General features: G+C 61.3%; 17 protein-coding genes. 14 read left to right on the forward strand and 3 right to left on the reverse strand.

What is annotated here, in order from left to right; all coding sequences use genetic code 11:
• Position 1: 1 nt before the first annotated feature.
• The gene (locus ACP8IT_RS02245; protein WP_005281300.1) at positions 2–1,309 is read right to left on the reverse strand and encodes a class I SAM-dependent methyltransferase; all 1,308 of its coding nucleotides are present in this window, start codon (positions 1,307–1,309) and stop codon (positions 2–4) included.
• A gap of 377 nt (positions 1,310–1,686) precedes the next feature.
• Here ACP8IT_RS02245 and secY point away from each other — a divergent pair, with 377 nt between their 5' ends.
• The 12 genes from secY (at position 1,687) to eccB (ending at position 11,670) form a co-directional block, all read left to right on the forward strand.
• Complete coding sequence (gene secY, locus ACP8IT_RS02250) at positions 1,687–3,012, forward strand: preprotein translocase subunit SecY (protein ID WP_023030124.1); 1,326 nt, start codon at positions 1,687–1,689, stop codon at positions 3,010–3,012.
• Complete coding sequence (locus ACP8IT_RS02255) at positions 3,012–3,557, forward strand: adenylate kinase (protein WP_005277013.1); 546 nt, start codon at positions 3,012–3,014, stop codon at positions 3,555–3,557. Before secY ends, ACP8IT_RS02255 begins: the two co-directional genes overlap by 1 nt.
• Positions 3,557–4,351: a type I methionyl aminopeptidase gene (map, locus tag ACP8IT_RS02260; protein ID WP_023028299.1), complete on the forward strand. Its 795-nt coding sequence runs from the start codon at positions 3,557–3,559 to the stop codon at positions 4,349–4,351. The genes ACP8IT_RS02255 and map overlap by 1 nt, the downstream gene beginning before the upstream one ends.
• Positions 4,352–4,430: 79 nt before the next feature.
• Positions 4,431–5,222, forward strand: coding sequence for a L,D-transpeptidase (locus ACP8IT_RS02265; protein WP_005281304.1), 792 nt, complete (start codon positions 4,431–4,433; stop codon positions 5,220–5,222).
• A gap of 259 nt (positions 5,223–5,481) precedes the next feature.
• Positions 5,482–5,700, forward strand: a complete 219-nt coding sequence (gene infA, locus ACP8IT_RS02270) for a translation initiation factor IF-1 (protein ID WP_003854422.1) — start codon at positions 5,482–5,484, stop codon at positions 5,698–5,700.
• A 182-nt stretch (positions 5,701–5,882) separates the two neighbouring features.
• Positions 5,883–6,251: a 30S ribosomal protein S13 gene (gene rpsM / locus ACP8IT_RS02275; protein ID WP_005281309.1), complete on the forward strand. Its 369-nt coding sequence runs from the start codon at positions 5,883–5,885 to the stop codon at positions 6,249–6,251.
• Positions 6,252–6,254: 3 nt separating this feature from the next.
• Positions 6,255–6,659 carry a 30S ribosomal protein S11 gene (gene rpsK / locus ACP8IT_RS02280; protein WP_005277076.1) on the forward strand — a complete coding sequence of 135 codons (405 nt, stop codon included), beginning with the start codon at positions 6,255–6,257 and terminating at the stop codon, positions 6,657–6,659.
• A gap of 21 nt (positions 6,660–6,680) precedes the next feature.
• Complete coding sequence (rpsD, locus tag ACP8IT_RS02285; RefSeq protein ID WP_023016758.1) at positions 6,681–7,286, forward strand: 30S ribosomal protein S4; 606 nt, start codon at positions 6,681–6,683, stop codon at positions 7,284–7,286.
• A gap of 115 nt (positions 7,287–7,401) precedes the next feature.
• Positions 7,402–8,412, forward strand: coding sequence for a DNA-directed RNA polymerase subunit alpha (locus ACP8IT_RS02290; RefSeq protein WP_005277080.1), 1,011 nt, complete (start codon positions 7,402–7,404; stop codon positions 8,410–8,412).
• Positions 8,413–8,479: 67 nt separating this feature from the next.
• The gene (gene rplQ, locus ACP8IT_RS02295; protein WP_005277082.1) at positions 8,480–8,992 is read left to right on the forward strand and encodes a 50S ribosomal protein L17; all 513 of its coding nucleotides are present in this window, start codon (positions 8,480–8,482) and stop codon (positions 8,990–8,992) included.
• Positions 8,993–9,411: 419 nt separating this feature from the next.
• Positions 9,412–10,293, forward strand: coding sequence for a tRNA pseudouridine(38-40) synthase TruA (gene truA / locus ACP8IT_RS02300; RefSeq protein WP_490290314.1), 882 nt, complete (start codon positions 9,412–9,414; stop codon positions 10,291–10,293).
• Positions 10,294–10,386: 93 nt separating this feature from the next.
• Positions 10,387–11,670 carry a type VII secretion protein EccB gene (gene eccB, locus ACP8IT_RS02305; protein ID WP_490290315.1) on the forward strand — a complete coding sequence of 428 codons (1,284 nt, stop codon included), beginning with the start codon at positions 10,387–10,389 and terminating at the stop codon, positions 11,668–11,670.
• On the opposite strand, the gene ACP8IT_RS02310 is transcribed toward eccB, so the two are convergent.
• Positions 11,667–12,917 carry a S8 family serine peptidase gene (locus ACP8IT_RS02310; RefSeq protein ID WP_490290316.1) on the reverse strand — a complete coding sequence of 417 codons (1,251 nt, stop codon included), beginning with the start codon at positions 12,915–12,917 and terminating at the stop codon, positions 11,667–11,669. The genes eccB and ACP8IT_RS02310 overlap by 4 nt on opposite strands.
• The gene (locus ACP8IT_RS02315) at positions 12,917–14,365 is read right to left on the reverse strand and encodes a ubiquitin family protein (RefSeq protein WP_490290317.1); all 1,449 of its coding nucleotides are present in this window, start codon (positions 14,363–14,365) and stop codon (positions 12,917–12,919) included. Before ACP8IT_RS02315 ends, ACP8IT_RS02310 begins: the two co-directional genes overlap by 1 nt.
• Positions 14,366–14,517: 152 nt before the next feature.
• Between ACP8IT_RS02315 and eccCa the strand changes: the two genes are divergently transcribed.
• Together eccCa and ACP8IT_RS02325 are read left to right on the forward strand one after the other, a co-directional pair.
• Positions 14,518–18,207, forward strand: a complete 3,690-nt coding sequence (eccCa, locus tag ACP8IT_RS02320; protein WP_490290318.1) for a type VII secretion protein EccCa — start codon at positions 14,518–14,520, stop codon at positions 18,205–18,207.
• On the forward strand, positions 18,208–19,410 hold the full coding sequence (locus ACP8IT_RS02325) for a type VII secretion-associated protein (protein WP_490290319.1): 1,203 nt from the start codon (positions 18,208–18,210) through the stop codon (positions 19,408–19,410).
• The last annotated feature ends 112 nt before the right edge of the window (positions 19,411–19,522 follow it).

Genomic DNA, 19,522 nt, shown 5'->3' on the forward strand with positions numbered 1-19,522 from the left:
TTTAAAAGCGGCTGTCTTCCCACCAACGGCGCTCAGGCACGCCGGCGCGGGAGCCAGCCTCGCCGAGCTTGATGCCCAAGAAGTGGTAGAGGTTAATGATATTGCGCTCGAAGCCCCACTCCGAGCCAGCCATGTAGATGCCGTAGAGGCGCGCGGTGGGCAGGCCGACCAAATCGCAGGCCTCTTCCCAGTTCTCCTTCAAGTTCTCACACCACTCGTGCAGGGTGCGCATGTAATCAAAGCGCAGGGATTCGGTGTGGAAGACCTCGAAGCCATTGTCCTGCATGGCCTTGGTGACGTTGCCGGAACCGGTGAGCTCGCCATCGGGGAAGATATAGCGGTCGATGAACCCGCCCTTGGGCGTCTTGTGGTTATCCGGGTAGGTGATGTTGTGGTTCAACATCAGCCCGCCGACCTTGAGCTTGCTGTACATGAACTTGAAGAAGTCATCGTAGTTCTGCACGCCGATGTGCTCGATGATGCCGATGGCGGAGATCGCATCAAAGCCTTCTTCGGTGACATCGCGGTAGTCCATGAAGCGGACCTCAGCCAGATCCTGTAGGCCTTCTTCCTCGATCTTCTTTTGGCCCCACTCGGCTTGCTCCTGCGACAAGGTCACGCCGATGGACTTCACGCCGCGGCGGGCGGCGTAGCGCACCATGCCTCCCCAGCCACAGCCTACATCCAGGTGGGTGTCGCCTTCTTTCAGGCGCAGCTTGTCAAAGATGAGGCGGTACTTGTTTTCCTGCGCTTCCTCCAAGGTGGCATCCGGGGTGGGGAAGTAGGCGCAGGTATAGGTCATGGAATCGCCCAAGAAGAGCTCGTAGAAGTCATTGCCCACGTCATAGTGATCAGAAATGACGTCGGCATCGCGCTCCTTGGAGTGCTTGGACAGGCCATCGTGCAGCTTGCGGCGCAGCCAGGAGGCACGTTCTACCTCAGGCACCGGCTGGATGTGGAAGGCGCCCATGGAAGCCAGCGAACGAATCACGCGGGCCAAGTCTTTAGCGCCGGGCTTTTCGAACTTGTCATACATGGCATGCAGGGCATTGAAGATGCCGTACGGGTGGGCGGGGTGCTCGCCTTCTACAGAGATGCCGTCGGTGACGTAGGCGCGGGCGAATCCGACATCGCCTGGGTGGGTGGCGATATAAGCAAGTCCGCCGAGGCTATTGATGGTGACCTTGTAATCAGCATCGGCAGGGCCGGTGGCAGAGCCATCAAAGGCCTCCCAGCGGAAGGGGTTGGGACTAGGGATAAAGACGTCGATGATCTCAGCAACGGTCATCGGCGTGAATTTTTTGCTCATTCAGACTTCTTTCGCAACGTTGGGTTCACACCAATAACGACCTTGGCGTTTAGGGACCGCCAGGCCGGAAAACTACGGGTAAAAAATTGCGCAGGGCAATAATTAACATGGTAAACCCCCAGCGGAATAAGCGCGAAAGAATAGGCAATCATTGTCACATAATGCGGGTTAGATGTGGCGCGCAGATATAAGGCTGGTAGGGTTATGGGGTCAAAAGTGTTCCACCGTTCCTTTGGGACTCCTTGTCTTTACTTCTTAACGCCAAGTGAGGAAGATGTGGAGCCCTGCGGGAGCCATAGAGTGTCCACCTCCGTGTGTTGCTGCGTGAGGAATCCATAGATTCGCGCGTGACAGCGGTAGGCCAGGAGGATTTTGTAGTGTCCGCCATTTTGCAGGCTTTTAAGGATGCCGACCTACGCAAGAAGATCATCTTCACCATCGTGATGATTATTGCGTACCGCATCGGTGCACAGATCCCGTCGCCGGGTGTAGATTACGCGTCAATTGCAGGGCGCCTGCGTCAGCTGACAGAGGAATCCGGAGACCTCTACTCCGTGATTAACCTGTTTTCTGGCGGCGCCCTATTGCAGCTGTCGATCTTCGCCATCGGCATCATGCCCTACATTACGGCGTCCATTATCGTGCAGCTGCTGACCGTGGTCATCCCGCGCTTTGAGCAGCTGAAGAAGGAAGGTCAGTCTGGGCAGGCGAAAATGACCCAGTACACCCGCTACCTCACGCTCGCCTTGGCGCTGCTGCAATCCTCCGGCATCGTCGCGCTGGCGGACCGCGAGCAGTTGCTGGGCCAAGGCGTGCCGGTCTTGGCGGAAGACCGCAACTTCTTCACCCTGATCCTGCTTGTGGTGACGATGACCTCCGGCGCCGTCCTCGTGATGTGGATGGGCGAGCTGATTACGGAAAAGGGCATTGGCAACGGAATGTCCCTGCTCATTTTCGCCGGTATTGCGACGCGCCTGCCTACCGATGGCATGAATATCCTGCAAAACAACGGCGGCATGGTCTTCGCGATGGTGCTGGCCGGACTTATCGTCCTGGTCGTCGGCATTACCTTCATCGAGCAGGGCCAGCGCCGCATTCCGGTGCAATACGCTAAGCGCATGGTGGGCCGGCGCCAGTACGGTGGCTCTTCCACCTACCTGCCGCTCAAGGTCAACCAGGCCGGCGTTATCCCGGTCATCTTCGCCTCCTCGCTTATTTACATGCCGGTGCTGATTACGCAGATCGTCAACTCCAGCTCCGTGCACACCCCGGATAACTGGTGGCAGCGCAATGTGATTGCGCACCTGCAGGCGCCGTCCTCCTGGCAGTACATCGTCTTGTACTTCCTGCTGACCATCTTCTTTGCATACTTCTACGTCTCGGTGCAGTACGACCCCGCTGAGCAAGCCGATAACATGAAGAAGTACGGTGGCTTCATCCCCGGCATCCGCCCGGGCCGCCCCACCGCGGAGTACCTCGGCTTTGTCATGAACCGCCTGCTGAGCGTCGGTGCCCTGTATTTGGCGTTGATCGCCATCCTGCCGAATATCCTGCTGGATCTTGGCGTTGGCCACTCTTCGGCCGCCGGCACCTCCGCCTTTGGCGGTACGGCCATCTTGATTATGGTCTCCGTCGCCTTGACCACGGTCAAGCAAATTGAATCTCAACTTCTCCAATCCAACTACGAAGGACTACTGAAATAATGCGTCTTGTACTTCTCGGCCCTCCCGGTGCTGGCAAAGGCACCCAAGCAGCAATCCTGAGCGAAAAGCTCGGCGTTCCACACATCTCCACCGGTGACCTCTTCCGCGCCAATATTGGCGAGGGCACCCCGCTGGGCGTTGAGGCGAAGTCCTATATCGACGCCGGCAAGCTCGTGCCTACCGATGTCACCGCGCGCATGGTAGAAGAGCGCCTCAGCCAAGACGACGCCAAGAACGGCTTCCTCTTGGACGGCTTCCCGCGCACCACCGAGCAGGCAGACATCTTGGAAGAGCTGTTGTCCAAGAAGGGCGAAAAGCTCGACGGCGTATTGAACTTCGAGGTTTCTGAGGACGTTGTTGTCAAGCGCATGATGGCCCGCGGCCGCGCCGACGATAACGAGGAAACCATCCGCACCCGCCTGGGTGTCTACCGCGATGAGACCTTCCCGCTCATCGAGCACTACGGCGATGCCATCATCCCCATCAAGGCAGAAGGCTCCGTCGAAGAGATCAACGCCCGCGCCATGGAAGCGCTGGGCAAGTAATGGCTTTTCGGCGCCGCACCAAGCGCATTCCCGCCCGCACCCCGGGCGAGCTGGATGCCATGCAGGCGGCTGGCGAGATCGTCGGCAAGGCGCTGCAGGCAGTTCGCGCCGCGGCGGCGCCAGGAGTGAGCACGCTGGAGCTCGATGCGGTGGCGGAACAGACCATCCGCGCCGCCGGTGCCACCCCTACCTTCAAGGGCTACGAGGGATTTCCGGGCTCCATTTGTTCCTCCGTTAACGATGTCATCGTGCACGGGATTCCGGATGCGAAGACCGTGCTTGCCGATGGCGACCTCCTCTCCATCGACTGCGGCGCCACCCTCGATGGCTGGGTAGGAGATAGCGCGTGGTCCTTTCCCATCGGTGAACTGGACCCGGACGTTGCGGCATTGAACGCGGCGACCGAGTGGGTGCTCATGGAAGGACTGCAGGCGATGGTCCCGGGCAACCGCCTGACCGACGTGTCCCACGCCTTGGAGCAGGCAACTTACCGCGCCGAAGATAAGTTTGGCGTATCCCTCTATATTGTGGATGGTTACGGCGGCCACGGAATTGGCCGGACCATGCACGAAGAGCCCTACTTGGAAAATGAGGGAAAGCCTGGCCGCGGGCCCCTCATCCAGGAGGGCTCTGTGCTAGCCATCGAACCCATGCTCACCTTGGGTACCGTCGATAGCGCGGTGCTAGAAGATGACTGGACGGTGGTCACGCTCGACGGTTCCGTTGCCGCACATTGGGAGCACACGGTAGCCGCGACGGCGGACGGCCCGCGTATCCTCACCAGGCGCTACTAATAAATTCCCAGTACATATTCCCTGAAAAATCGCCGCTTAAACTAGGCGTAAATCCCCTGAAAGGTTTATACTCACCACTATGTCTAAATTCAGCCTCCGCAAGTTAAGTGCCACCGTTGCTGCACCAGCAGTGGCTGGCGTCATGGCATTGAGCACGATTGCCGGCGCCCCTGCAGCCTCTGCTCAGCAACTCCCTTCCCTCGATCAGCTCACTGCCCAGGCCCAGCAGCAGCTTGATAACTTCCACGGCCAGACCCGCGACCAGGCATGGCAGACCCGCAATGACATCCTGGACCAGGCTGAGAAGTACACCCCGGAACTGGTGCCTAACGTGCAGTCCGCAGTCGATAGCGCCCTGGAATTCCTCTTTCCGGGCCTAGTGGCTCAGAAGAACGAGGAAGCACGCCAGGCTCGCGAGGCTGCTGAGCGCGCACACGCACAGCAGATTGCGGAAGAAAAGGCGAAGGCTGAAGAGGCGGCGCGCCGTGCGGAGGAGCAGCGCCGCGCTAACCAATTCGACCGCGGCTCCTGCCCGGCAGATGCCAAGATTTGTGTCGACCTTGACGGCCGCCGCACCTGGCTGCAGGAAGGTGGCGACGTGTCCTACATTTCCCCATCCATGTCCGCCGGCATGGTGGGCGAGGAAACCCCGCGCGGTACCTTCCACGTCAACCGCAAGGTGAAGGACGAAATCTCCCGCGAGTTCAATAACGCGCCGATGCCGTACTCCATCTACTTCACCAATAACGGCCACGCTTTCCACCTGGATAACACCAACGTTGATTCCAACGGTTGCGTCCACCTGCCTTACGATGCAGCGGTTCGCTACTGGAACGATGTCCAGATTGGTGACAAGGTCTACATCTACTAATTCGGTGTAGCTCACCGCGTTAACGCGCCTCGCCCTCGCGCTTGGTTCCGGAATTTGGAACTGAACGCGAGGGTATTTTTAGTTTTCCGCTGCCGGTTGGGGATTTATGAAAGTGCGCGCGGTTTGGAAATCGTGTCGCTGCAGCGTATGCTGGTTTGACGGTGTATAGCGCCAGTAGGTTTGGTTGGCTTGCACCACCGCAGTAGACAACAAACATGCAGGTGACAGGTACTTGTCTGTCGCCAGAAAAGTAGAGGTTATGGCTAAGGAAGGCGCAATTGAGGTAGAGGGTCGCATCGTCGAGCCTTTGCCAAACGCAATGTTCCGTGTCGAGCTCGACAATGGGCACAAGGTTCTTGCACACATTTCCGGTAAGATGCGTCAGCACTACATCCGCATCCTCCCGGAGGATCGCGTCGTCGTAGAGCTGTCTCCTTATGACCTGACCCGCGGACGCATCGTCTACCGCTACAAGTAAACACAGTCAGCCTCCTCACCCAAGGGCGAAGCATGGCTTTGTCCTGTACACCTCAGGCTACGGTGGCCTGAGCCCGCACTGGTAAGCAACCCAAGGATTCCCGGCACGGTCCGGGCGAAGCGTTGCATGGAGCGGGACGGATGGGGAGAAAACCGCCGTAACAACCCGAAAGGACACGCCTTATGGCACGTCTAGCTGGTGTTGACCTCCCACGCAATAAGCGTATGGAGGTCGCTCTCACCTACATCTACGGCATCGGTCCAACCCGTGCCAAGGAATTGCTAGAAAAGACTGGCATTTCTCCTGACCTGCGCACCGACAACCTGGAAGATGAACAGGTTTCGGCACTGCGTGACGCAATTGAAGGCTCCTGGAAGGTAGAGGGTGACCTCCGCCGCCAGGTTCAGGCTGATATTCGTCGCAAGATTGAAATCGGAAGCTACAAGGGTCTGCGCCACCGTCGCGGTCTGCCGGTACGCGGTCAGCGTACGAAGACCAACGCGCGTACTCGTAAGGGCCCGAAGAAGACGATCGCAGGAAAGAAGAAGTAGTTCATGCCTCCAAAGACTCGTTCCGGCGCACGCCGTTCCGGCCGTCGCGTCGTCAAGAAGAATGTGGCTCTGGGCCACGCATACATCAAGTCCACCTTCAACAACACCATCGTCTCGATCACCGATCAGACCGGTGCTGTTATCTCCTGGGCATCCTCCGGCCACGTTGGCTTCAAGGGTTCCCGTAAGTCCACTCCGTTCGCCGCGCAGATGGCCGCTGAAAGCGCCGCACGCAAGGCAATGGACCACGGCATGAAGAAGGTTGACGTATTCGTCAAGGGTCCGGGCTCCGGCCGCGAGACCGCCATCCGTTCCCTGCAGGCTGCAGGCCTCGAGGTTTCCTCGATCACGGATGCAACTCCACAGCCGCACAACGGCTGCCGTCCGACCAAGCGTCGCAAGGTTTAAGGGAAGGAAAGAGGTAAGAAAATGGCTCGTTACACTGGCCCCGCTACCCGCGTATCCCGCCGTCTTCGCGTCGACTTGGTCGGCGGAGACATGGCATTCGAGCGCCGCCCGTACCCTCCGGGACAGGCTGGCCGCAACCGCATCAAGGAATCTGAGTACCTGCTGCAGCTCCAGGAGAAGCAGAAGGCAAAGTACACCTACGGTGTGCTGGAGCGTCAGTTCCGCCGCTACTACACCGAGGCTAACCGCCTCCCAGGCAAGACCGGTGACAACCTGGTCATCCTGCTGGAGACCCGCCTCGACAACGTGGTTTACCGCGCAGGTCTGGCACGTACCCGCCGCCAGGCTCGCCAGCTCGTTTCCCACGGTCACTTCACCGTGAACGGCAAGAACATCAACATCCCGTCCTACCGGGTTACGCAGTACGACATCATCGATGTCCGCCCGCGTTCCCAGAAGATGGAATGGTTCGAAGACGCTCAGGACGCTCTTATCGATGCCAACGTACCGGCATGGTTGCAGGTCGTTCCTGATACGCTGCGCATCCTCGTGCACCAGTTGCCCGAGCGCGCTCAGATCGACATTCCGCTGCAAGAGCAGCTCATCGTCGAGCTTTACTCGAAGTAAACTGTTATACCGCACGGCCCTGCAAGGCCACGCGGTCCATCAGGAATCTTCAACCTCAAGATTTTTACCCCCCTCTACCGGCGTCAAATAGCGGTCGCCGAAAAGGAGAATTGCAATGCTCATTTCCCAGCGTCCTCAGCTCACCGAGGAATTCATCGACTCGTCTCGTTCCAAGTTCGTCATCGAACCGCTCGAGCCGGGCTTTGGCTACACCCTCGGTAACTCGCTGCGTCGCACCCTGTTGTCGTCCATCCCGGGCGCAGCGGTAACCTCCATCAAGATTGATGGTGTGCTCCACGAGTTCACCACCATCAACGGTGTGAAGGAAGACGTTTCTGAGATCATCTTGAACATCAAGAGCATGGTCCTATCCTCCGACTCCGATGAGCCGGTGGTTATGTACCTGAGCAAGGAAGGCCCTGGTGATGTCACCGCGGGCGATATCCAGCCGCCGGCTGGCGTGGAGATCCACAACCCGGATCTGCACATCGCTTCGCTAAATGACACCGCTAAGCTGGACATTGAGCTCGTCGTCGAGCGCGGCCGTGGCTACGTCCCGGCTGCCGCAACTTCTGGGGAAATCGGCCGTATTCCAATCGACCAGATCTACTCCCCAGTGCTGAAGGTCTCCTACAAGGTCGAAGCTACTCGTGTTGAGCAGCGCACCGACTTTGACAAGCTGACTATCGACGTCGAAACCAAGAACTCGATTTCTGCCCGCGACGCCCTGGCTTCTGCCGGTGGCACCTTGGTCGAACTGTTCGGCCTGGCACGCGAGCTGAACAACGCAGCCGAAGGCATCGAGATTGGTCCCTCCCCGCAGGAGACCGAGTACATCGCCGCCTACGGCATGCCTATCGAGGACTTGAACTTCTCCGTTCGCTCCTATAACTGCCTGAAGCGTCAGGAGATCCACACCGTCGGCGAGCTTGCAGAATGCACTGAGTCCGACCTGCTGGATATCCGTAACTTCGGTCAGAAGTCGATTAATGAGGTAAAGATCAAGCTGGCTAACTTGGGCCTTGCTCTGAAGGACACCCCTGAGGACTTCGACCCAACCCAGCTCGAGGGCTACGACGCAGAAACCGGTGACTTCAAGGACCCGGCTGCGGACGATTCCGAGTAAAGAATCACCCTGAACTGCGGCACTCGTTGCCGCGCGCTCAACTTTTACCGCACACGAGGAGTAAACAATGCCTACCCCGAAGAAGGGTGCCCGTCTCGGTGGCTCCGCCAAGCAGCAAGCTCACATGCTGAGCAACTTGGCAGCTAGCCTGATCGAGCACGGCGCCATCAAGACCACCGATGCCAAGGCGAAGGTTCTTCGCCCGTACGTCGAAAAGATCATCACCAAGGCTAAGTCCGGCACCATTGCTGACCGCCGCGCAGTGCTGAAGCTCATCCCGCGCAAGGATGTTGTTTCCCACCTGTTCGACGAGGTTGCACCGAAGTTTGAGAACCGTGAGGGTGGCTACACCCGCACCATCAAGCTGGACAACCGCACCGGTGACAACGCCCCGATGTCCCAGATCTCCCTCGTTCTTGAGGAGACCGTGACCTCCGAGGCTAACCGCGCTACCCGCGCTGCCGCTTCCAAGGCTGCTGAGGCTGAAGAGGCTCAGGCAGACGAGGCTGCGGAGACCGAGGCTCCGGCCGAGGACACCGCAGCTGAGAACACCTCTGCTGAGGAGTCCGAGGAGAAGTAATCTCCCTCGGTCACTGAATTCGCGCAGGCCCTAACGCCCTGCGTGGATTGCAGTTCCTACTCGCAGAAGTAGCGCATAATCGCCGCCTTCCCATTCTCTTTACGAAGAGACAGGGGAGGCGGCTTTTGTCGTTTTGGACTTGGAGCCTCAGGTACTTGGTCCCACTCCGTCGTCCCGCCCCTCGTCCCACTCCGTCGTGCGACTTCGCCATGCAGCGGACCACGCAACTTCCAATCCACAACGACAACTATGTACAACCTCCTACGCTCAACCTCCTATGCGCATCCTCCACTGCAATAACTGAGCAAATACGGCCTTCAGATATTGCATTTTCTGCTCAAAACGAATAGGGGAGGTGTAGCAGGAGAGGTTGCACATTTCGGGAACTCGCCGATGCCTCCGGTAGCATTAGGTCCACCATGACTGAAGCAGCAGCGATCGCAGATGAGGGACCAGCAGAAGGATTCGTTCGGATCCGGTTAGATCTGGCCTATGACGGCACCGATTTTCACGGATGGGCCAGGCAAAAGGGCGGACTGCGCACCGTCCAAGGCGTGCTCGAGGAGCAGCTAACAATGATCGCTCGGACGGAGGTACCGCTGACGGTAGCTGGGCGTACGGATGCGGGCGTCCATGCTCGCGGGCAGGTGGCGCACGTGGATGTGCCGCAGGAGATGCTGGAGCAACGGTCCGTAGCAAATGATCCCGGGAAGTTGGTGCGCAGGCTTGCCAAGTTGTTGCCGGAAGACGTCCGGGTGCACGGCTGCGATTTCGCGCCAGAAGGTTTTGATGCCCGATTTTCTGCGCTGCGCAGGCATTATGTGTACCGGATAACCACCAGCCAGAGGGGTGCGCTGCCGACGCGGGCGCGCGATACGGCCGAATGGTTTAAACCGGTAGACATCGGGGCCATGCAGGATGCGGCGACGGCGCTGGTGGGTCTGCACGATTTTGCGGCCTTTTGTAAGGCCAAGCCGAATGCCACCACCATTCGCGAATTACAGGAATTTAGCTGGCAGGATGTCTCGACGCCGGAAGAACCGCAGCTCTTTGAGGCCCGGGTGACCGCGGACGCCTTCTGCTGGTCGATGGTGCGCTCTTTGGTTGGCTGTTGCTTAAGCGTTGGGGAAGGCCGCAGGGACGTCGACTTTGCCGAGGCGTTGCTGCAGGAAACCAAGCGCTCCTCTCGCATCCCGGTGGCACCGGCGAAGGGCCTGTCTTTAGTGCAGGTGGATTACCCGGAGGCGGGCGAAATGTCCGCGCGCGCGGATATAACGAGGGAAAAGCGCACGACCTTGTGAAAACACGCTGCCAAGTGGCAGGGGTGAGGAGCCTGCGCTAGCCTGAGGTCTGGGTTTATTTAGACTTTTCGGGGAATTTTCGGGGGGAAATTCATGGCACGTCCATTGCCAACGACCAAGGCCCAAGTCTCGGGCCATAAATTTTTACGCCGCCGCGTGGAACACGGGCTCGTATTGGGCGATACCCGTATGATCCATGATCCGCTAGCCCGCCGCCGCAAGGCGATGATATTCGGCGGGGTAGGCGTGGCCTTTTTGGCCGTCGGTTCTGGGCTTTTGGCCTGGTTGCAGCCGAGCCCGCAGCCAGGGGATGCGCCCATCGTGCGCTCGGAGCAAGGCCAGCTCTTCGTGGACGTCAACGATACGTACCACCCCGTCTATAACCTGTCGTCCGCGCGGATCATCGCCGGCGAGGCGGCCGAGGCGCAGACCATTGGGGACGAGCATTTGCGCGAGGCCTCGTTGGGCACGCCGGTGGGAATTTCGGATGCTCCCGGCTATTTGGCCGCACCGGGCGAGACCCCGCAGCGCTCGTGGGCGGCGTGCCTTGCCGGCCACGATGAGCGGCCCGCGGATAATCCCACCAGCATCGATGGCCAACAGGTGGCCCAAGAAGAGGTCATCGTGGTGGCGGATCCGCCGCAGGAGGGTTTTGGGGAGGAGCGCGCCGCGCTCGCAGAAACGGATGGTGTGCAGTGGCTGCTCACCGCGGACGGGCGCGTGCGCTTGCCCGATGCGCAGAGCACGGAGGGCCGGGTCATCCGCCGCGGGATTGGCATCGACGGGAGCACCCATTCCTGGCCCGTCCCCGCGGAGTTGCTCAATGCCTTTGCGGAGCAGCCGCCGCTGACGTTTCCCGATCCGCTGCCGGACATCATGGACACCGGGCAGGGCCAGTGGGCCCAAACGGACGACGGCGTCGCCGAGCTTTCCGCCACCCAGGCAGACATGTTGGTTAGCTACGGCGCGACGCGCAAAGAAGCCTCACCACAAGAGGTAGGCGCGCTTGCCGATGCCCCCTTAAACTTCCGCCTGCCCGCCACCACCTTCGACTTCGTTGGCCCAGATGAGGGCTGGATGTGCGCTGATAGCGATGGTGGGGCAGCGCTGGTGACTGAGAACCCCGGGACGGTAGCGCTCGCCGGAGAGGGTATAGCGGATCGTTTTGGCGGGCTATCGGCAGGCGGCGTCGGAGTGGATACCGGGCATGGCTATCACGTTGTCTCGCCTACGGGGCAGCGCCATGCGGTGAACAATAAGGAACTCTTAGAGGCCCTCGGCACCGGTATTGGGGCGGAGGTTCCGTGGGAAATCATCCGGCTTTTGCCAGAGGCTTCGCGCTTGGACCGGGACGAAGCCCTGCAGGTCAGCCCCTAGGCCGACTTGGGCCGGCGTAGCCCGCGGGCAACCGCCAGGCCGGTCAGCAGCAGGACTAGCCCGCCGAGCACCCAGCCGGTTCGGCTCGCAGCCGGGGAGCGTTCGTCTTTGGCGGGCTGGATAGTCAGATCGCGCGCGGGTGCGGCATATTCGCCATCGATATGCGTCAGAGCGGCGAGTGGATCGATGAAACCGTTGCCGGGCTCGCCGGCAGAGAGGAGCCGTTGGCGTATATCGGCAGCGCTGGCGTCTGGGTAGCGCTCGGCTAATAGGGCGGCGGTGCCGCTGACTACTGGGGCCGCGAATGAGGTGCCGTGAAACTGTGCCAGGGAATCCTGTTGGTTCTTCCCTTCTGCCCAGCCACCGGCGGGATTAAGCGCTAAAGGGACGAAGCCGTGGGCGGATAATTGTGGGCCATCGGCAGGCGTGAGGGAGTACTCGGCGAGTGCGTGGGCATCCTCTTGGGCGCTAACGGATAAAACGGTTGGTGAATCAGCGGGAAAGACGTGATCGCCTTCTTCACAGGTGCCGGAGGAAATATTGCCGGAGGCTGCGATGACTACCGCGCCGGCATCTTCTGCGTGGCCGAGCGCCTCATCCAAGCGGGAGCTATCGATGCGCCGCGCGGTCTTCTCTGGAACGCAGGACACCACGGAAATATTGATCACCCGGGCGTTGTCCTCCACGGCATGATCGATGGCGCGGGCCAATGTGTCGAGCGAGCCGGTGGTGCTGTCCTCGTCGGACTCGCCGGCCGTGCCATCGTATTGGCGATAATGCGCGCTGGTTTGGCGGATGGCGCGGATCTCAGCGCGTGGGGCGATGCCTATATCGTGCCCGGCAATGATGCCGGCTACAACGGTGCCGTGCAGGTCGCAATCTCGGTGCGGATCCGGTTCTTCCGGAGCGACCAGGTCCGCGCCTGCGGTGAGATTCGGCAGCTGATCGTGGTGGGCAACGCCGGTATCGATGACGGCTACCTTTATGCCCTCGCCCGTGGCAAAGGAATGCAGCTGGGAACGGTAGGCGCGTTGGTCCTCGGAAGGCTCTGGCGCTAGGGGAGAAGGATGCGCGGTGGCGCATTCCCGGTCCGGTTCCCGTGCGCCCGCGATGGGCGCGGTGGGAGCTCCTGTGATGAAGCCGCTGGTTCCGGCGAGGACACATGCGGTAAGGGCGCAAGCAGCAAGCCTTGAACTGCCGCTGAAACCAGGTAGTGCGGAAGAACGACGCGAGCGGGTGTGGCCCATTATCCCAGCCCCCTGATGAGCTCGAAGATCCCGGCGAGGTGCGCGGCAAGCGGCAGGCAGGCGGCGATGGTGAGGGACTCAATGCGTTCGAACCAGGCGATGGTCGTTGGTTCCACCTCGCTCATTTTGGCCGTCCACAGTGGTGCGCTTAGCATCGCGGTAAGCAGGAGGGCCGCAACCACCGTTGGCGCCCAAGCGCCAGCAAGCCCATCTGCGGCAATCGCATGCACGGCGCACAGGCAGGCGGTAAGACAGGCAACCATGGCGACGAGCATGAGAGCCCAGCTAGCAAGCACGCGCCCGTGACGCGTGGCGTGCATGACCACCGTTCCGGCAACGGAGACGTAGAGTGCTTGGACGAAGCCGAGCCCGGTTAAACCGGTGCCGAAAAGCACGGCGATGCGAGACCCGATGGTAGCGGCGGATCCCGCCTCGTCCACGGTCCCGTCCGTGGCCACAAGGGTGCCGGTGCCAGTGAAACTGAGCGCGATAAGGGCCGGGATGAGGCAGAGCGCGATTGCGCAGCAGATGCCCTCGTAGGCGTACCCGGCGCGGGTGGCGCGATCGTCCACATCGGGCTGAAGCTCATCCGAGACGGCGAGGTCTTGGCCTGCGGTGGGCAATTGCGGCACCTTGAGCCCCGCGGTGGCGATGGTCAGCGCGGGGGCGGTGGCAAGCATTATGATGCCTGCGATAACGGTGCCCGCAGCCGCTGCCGTGCCGTGGCTCGTGCCGATGCCCGAATTGCCGCTGAGCCCAGGAAGCAGGTAGCTCACGGCTGCAATGAGCACTAGCCCGGCGATGGTGAGCGCGCCGGAGGTAATGCGTACCGTGCTTAACCGGGTGAGGTGGCAGGCCAATAACGCCGCGAGCAGGGTGGCGCTGGTGGTGAGGGCGGCATAGGGGGCATCGGCAAGCGCGGGCGAAATAAGTGTCCAGCCGCTCGCCGCCCCTGCCGCCAGGGTGAGCATGACAAGCGATAGCGCCCGCGTCCACAGTGCGAGCACGAAGGCCGCGATGGCGAGCCCGGCGCAGGCCACCGCCGGAAGTGAGAGCACCCAAGCGACGGCGAAGGCCGCGGCGAGCCCGGTCCACGCCCAGACGATGGGAATGGCGGAGGTGGTGTCGTCGCGGCTCTGGGCGGCGAGGGACTCGGCGGCGTCGCGGATTACGGGCGCGGGCCGCTCCTCGCGCGGGGCGAGCACCAGGATGGAGCCTTCCGCTAGCGGCGTGGCGGCAAGCGGTGCGGTGAGGTCGATGGCGCGCCCGGATGCCGTGCCGGCGCGCCAGGGTGAGGCGATCGCGGGTGCATCGACAAGGTCAGTAAGTTCTGCCATGAGCTCGCCCAGGCTGGAGCTTAACGGCAATGCCACGTCTGCTTCCTTGTGGAAGGATTCTGCGTGGATGCGGATGGTAAGGCGCAGGTGATGCGCCGTTGGAGCGGTCATAATTCCCCCGAATTGTCTCATGTTTGTGGGCGTCCCCCTTGCCCAACGCCACATATTGTGGCTTACTGGTGGCGTCGTGTCCACCGCAGCGCGGGGAATCTTGGCAGGGGGCCAAGAGCGCTAAGCGTGTGGATCGGGGGAGGATTTTACCCATGCTTGGGATCGGGGAAACCCACATCGTGGAGCCATTGTCCATGCCGCTTCGGGACGCGCCACCGCCGCTTCCCACCGGCACCGTCGAGGCAGAGGAAGTGCCGGAAGCGGTGCGCCCGCAGCCGGTGCCGCTGGTGCGCCTGCTGCTGCCCATCGTGATGATCGCCGCGATGTTGGGCATGGTGGCGCTGATGGTGTTGGGCGCGGGCGATTCGCGGCATATCAGCCCGGTATCCCTGATGTTTCCGCTGATGATGCTGGCCAGTATGGCCATGATGTTTGGGCCGCACAATAGCGGGCAGGACCCGGATGAAACCCGGCGGACCTACTTGCGCCACATTAAGGCACTGCGGGAAAAGGCCCTGGATAATGCCGGTGCGCAGCGTGCGCACGAGCTGTATCGGCATCCGGATCCGGCGGGGCTGGAACCGCTGGTGGGATCGCGGCGCATGTGGGAGCGTGGGCCTGATGATCCGGATGCCTTGGAGGTGCGCGTGGGCACTGGGCCCACCACGTTGTGCACGCCCATCAACGTGCCTGATTCTGGTGCGACCGAGGACCTGGACCCGGTCTGTGCGGTGAGCATGCGCCAGGCCATCAAGGCGGTGGGCACCGTGCCCGATATGCCGGTGGTGATCCAATTGCAGGCCTTTAGGTTTTTATCCTTTACCGGCGATAATGCCCGCGATACGGTGCGCGCCCTCGTCATGCAGCTAGCCCTGGCGCACGGTCCTGAGACCATCGGGATCGAGGCCATCGGCGGCGAGTGGCAGTGGCTGAAATGGCTGCCGCACACCCGGGAGCCCGATAAGGCGCGGTTTCGCATTGTGCTTGTCGATGCCCTCCTGACCACCGGCACCGAAGACTTCTTCCACGGCGATTCTTATACCACCGTCATTGAGGTAGGCGGCGCGCCGTCGTCTGCGTTGAGCCTGCGCGCGGAACAAGAAGGCCTGTGCCTCGTCGCGGCGGATACCCTGCAGGTGGTCACGGCCGCGGGCGTGGAAGAACTAGGTACACCCGATAGTTTGGGCACTGCCGCGGCCACGATTATGGCCCGCCGGATGGCGGTCTTTCGTCGCCCCGATAGCACCTCTGGGCGCCGAGGCAATGATTTGCTGGGGCTGCTCGGTTACAGCGGCGTGGACGAGTTGGCCGCCAGCGGCATGTGGCACGGGCGCGATGGTGCCTCGCGGCTCATGGTGCCCATCGGCATCGATTCCATCGGGCAGCCGGTGACCGTGGATCTCAAAGAATCCGCGCATGGCGGAATGGGGCCGCACGGCCTATGCATCGGGGCGACGGGCAGCGGTAAATCTGAGCTCCTGCGCACCCTGGTGACTGCACTTGCCGCCACGCATAGCCCGGATGAACTCAACCTGGTGTTGGTGGATTTCAAGGGTGGTGCGACCTTCCTAGGCTGTGACCGCCTGCCGCATACTTCTGCGGTCATTACCAACCTTGAAGAAGAATCCACCCTGGTAGAGCGCATGTACGATGCCATTTCCGGGGAGATGAACCGCCGTCAAGAACTCCTGCGTACCGCCGGCAACTTTGCCAATGTGGGCGAGTACAACGCTTCTGCGGATGCCGTGCGGGACTATGGGCCCTTGCCGGCGCTGGTCATCGTCGTCGAAGAATTTTCCGAGCTCTTGGGCCAGCACCCGGACTTCGCCGAGCTCTTCGTTGCCGTGGGGCGCTTGGGGCGCAGCCTCCACGTGCACCTTCTTTTGGCCTCCCAAAGGCTCGAGGAAGGGCGCTTGCGGGGGCTAGATTCCCACTTGTCCTACAGAATCGGCCTGAAAACCTTTTCCTCCGCCGAATCCCGCCAGGTCCTTGGTGTGACCGATGCCTACCACCTTCCCGGCCAACCCGGCGCCGGTTACCTGAAGTCCGATGCCGAGGACCTCACCCGGTTTCAGGCCTCCTACGTATCAGGGCCGCTCGCGCGCCGGGCTGCACCTGGCGCGGGGATGCACGCGGCCACGGACCAGGACGGCAACCCCGCAAGCCCGCCGCGCCGGGTGGAGCTTTTTACGGGATGGGCGCAGGACGATGCCGCTGCACAGAATTCGCCCACGGTGGTGATGGATGAATCCACATCGGTTCTTACCGAGGTGGTTCGCGCCGCCGGCGAGGAGGCCGCCGCGCGCGGCCAGGAGGCCCACCGCATTTGGCTGCCTCCGCTGCCGCCGGTCATTGAACTATCGTCCCTCGATATGGAGGGCGCGGAGTCCACCGCAGCGGAACTATCCGCGCCGATCGGGATTATCGATAGGCCGTACTACCAGCGCCAAGACCAACTAGTCATCGACTTTCACCAACACGGCGGCCACCTTGCCCTGTGCGGGGGACCGCAATCCGGCAAGTCCGGTGCGCTGCGCACGATAGTCTCCTCCTTGGCGCTTAACCGGCGGCCGGAAGATATCCGCTTTTATGTCATTGACTTGGGCGGCGGGCAGTTAGCGGCCCTAGACCGGTTACCGCACGTTGCCGGGGTAGCCGGGCGCGAAGAAGGCGAAAAGATCCGCCGCATCGTCGATGAGGTCGCCGGGTTTATTCGCCGGCCGGAATCGCGCGAGACCTTCTTGATTATCGATGGCTGGCACCACATCGGTCCATCCAATGCGGAGTTTGAGGATTTAGCCGAATCCATTACGGATATCGTCGCTGATGGCGCCTCCGCCAACGTCCACGTTGTCATCGCGACCTCCCGGTGGACCACGATGCGCCCGGCGATTAGGGACCTCATCGCCCACCGCCTCGAGCTGCGCTTGGGTGAGGCACTCGATTCGCTTATTGACCGCAAGCTGCAGCAAAAACTGCCCAGCGCGCCGGGCAGGGGGCTGACACAGGCGGGCGAAAATATGCTGCTTGCGCACACCTCGAATCAGGATATTGCCCATATCTGCCGCGTGCATGCAAACGCCGTTCCCGCCCCGCGCTTGAAGATGCTGCCGGCGGTCCTGACCCCAGAGGCGCTCGCCGCCCATGGCGAAGCACCTACTGGCGGCATCCCGTGGGGCATCGGCGGGCGCGACCTTTCCACCTTGGCGTGGAATCCGGAGCGCGAGCCGCACCTAGTTGCCATCGGCGCCCAAGGCTGCGGCAAGTCCAATTTCTTGGCACAGATAATGCGCGGGATTAGTAGCCTTCCGCGGGAGGCGGCGCGACTGGTGGTCATCGATCAGCGCCGCGCTCACCTGGGCACGCTGGATCAGGACATGGTGGCGGCCTATGCCGCAACGCAATCAAGCGCGCAGGAGGAAATCGTTAATACCGTGCGCACGCTGGAACAACGCTTGCCGGGGCCGGATATCACCCCAGAGCAACTCGCCGCCCGCGATTGGTGGGAGGGCCCGGATATTTACGTGGTGATCGATGATGCGGACTTGGTCAGCGATATCGCCCTGGCACCCTTAATCGATCTCCTGCCGCACGCACGGGACATCGGCTTGCACATGGTCATCGCCCGAAAATCCGGCGGCATCGGCCGGGCACTGTTCGGCCAATTCTTTTCCGCGGTGCGCGATCTGCAACCCGCATTCCTGCTTTTCGATGCCGACCGCGACGAAGGCACCATCTTCGGGCTCAAGCCCAGCCACCAGCCGCCCGGGCGCGGGCAGTGGAGCATCCGCGGCGAAAACCTGGGAATCGCCCAGGTGGTCTATGGGGAAGGAGAAGAATAAATGTCTACAGAAACACCTATCTCCTCACCAGCGGCAACGATTACGGTGACCGTTATGGATGCGGCCACCATCTTTGAAGGCCCAGAGACCGTGTACCGCTACGATCTCGCCGGGACCGGCATCGTAGAAGGCAAGGCCTTAGGCCACGTCATGGACCAGATTGCGAAGATCGCTGGATCAGCTTGGCCGGACGTGGACGTATCCGTCATCGCGGATCCCTCTGGCACCGCCATCTCCCGCGAAGCCGTCACCATCGTGAAGCGGCAGCTCGATGTAGCCGGTGCCCGCGTGCAGCAGTCAGATGCAACACCCGCACCGGAATCAACTCCAGTACGAGAGGCTGAATCGGCTGCGGGCGAGGCAGGGGCACCGTCGGCAGTAGCGGCGGCATCGGCACTTGCGGATGCCCTAGAATCCGCGCCCACCGCCCAGATGGATATATCCATGGAACACACGGAATCAGGAATGGAAACCGAGACCGGCACCGGCACTGGAACCGGAACTGGAAAGCGAGCAGGGAAGGAGAGGGGAACGAGCACGCGGTGGGCCGATAAGCTGCGCGGCTGGATAGGTGCCATCGATATGTTTCATGTCGCCATCGTCGTGGTGATCCTCGCCGTCGTTGGCGCCTCGTGGTGGGCCATGGGGGCGAATGCGTCCGATAATGAGGACGGCGGCGAGGCCGGCACCGCCGCTGGAAGTGCCACCGCTGCGAGCGCCGCCGACTCCGTGCCAAAGGAAGAATCCGGTGGTGGCAGCGATGGCAACGCGGACGCGGCTGGCGACGCGGGCGGTGACGGCGAGCTCAACCCAGGCGAAAAGCGCCTTGATATCGAAGGGCTCTCCGTCGTCCTTCCCACCGGATTTCAGGCCACTGTGGAGGAAGGCCTAGTGACCGCCACAGGAGAAGACCCTGATTTAAGGATTCTCTTAGCGGCGGACTCGCTTTTTAACGTGCCGGCCAAGGCGCTCTTTGGTGAAATCAAAGCGCAGGTAGACAAGGATCCGGAACTGCGCGATGTATCCGAGGACGCAGGGCGTTTGCACTATATAGAAGACCCCGGCGATGGCTCCGTTGTGGAATGGACCATCTGGGAAGATACCGGGCACCACATGTCGGTGGGGTGCCATACCCGTCATAATGCCAATGCCGTGCAAAAAGCCGCGTGCCGGATGGCCACCGAATCCCTGAGTAAGAAATAAACAGAAAAGTTTTTAACGTCCCGGGAACCAAATGGGTCTGAGCACAGTCCAATAACGGTGAGAAAGCACAGAAGCTTTTTCGGGGGAAATCACACTCAACATCTCTTCCCGC

The sequence above is a fragment of the Corynebacterium sp. LaCa_23 genome (genome assembly GCF_058182375.1).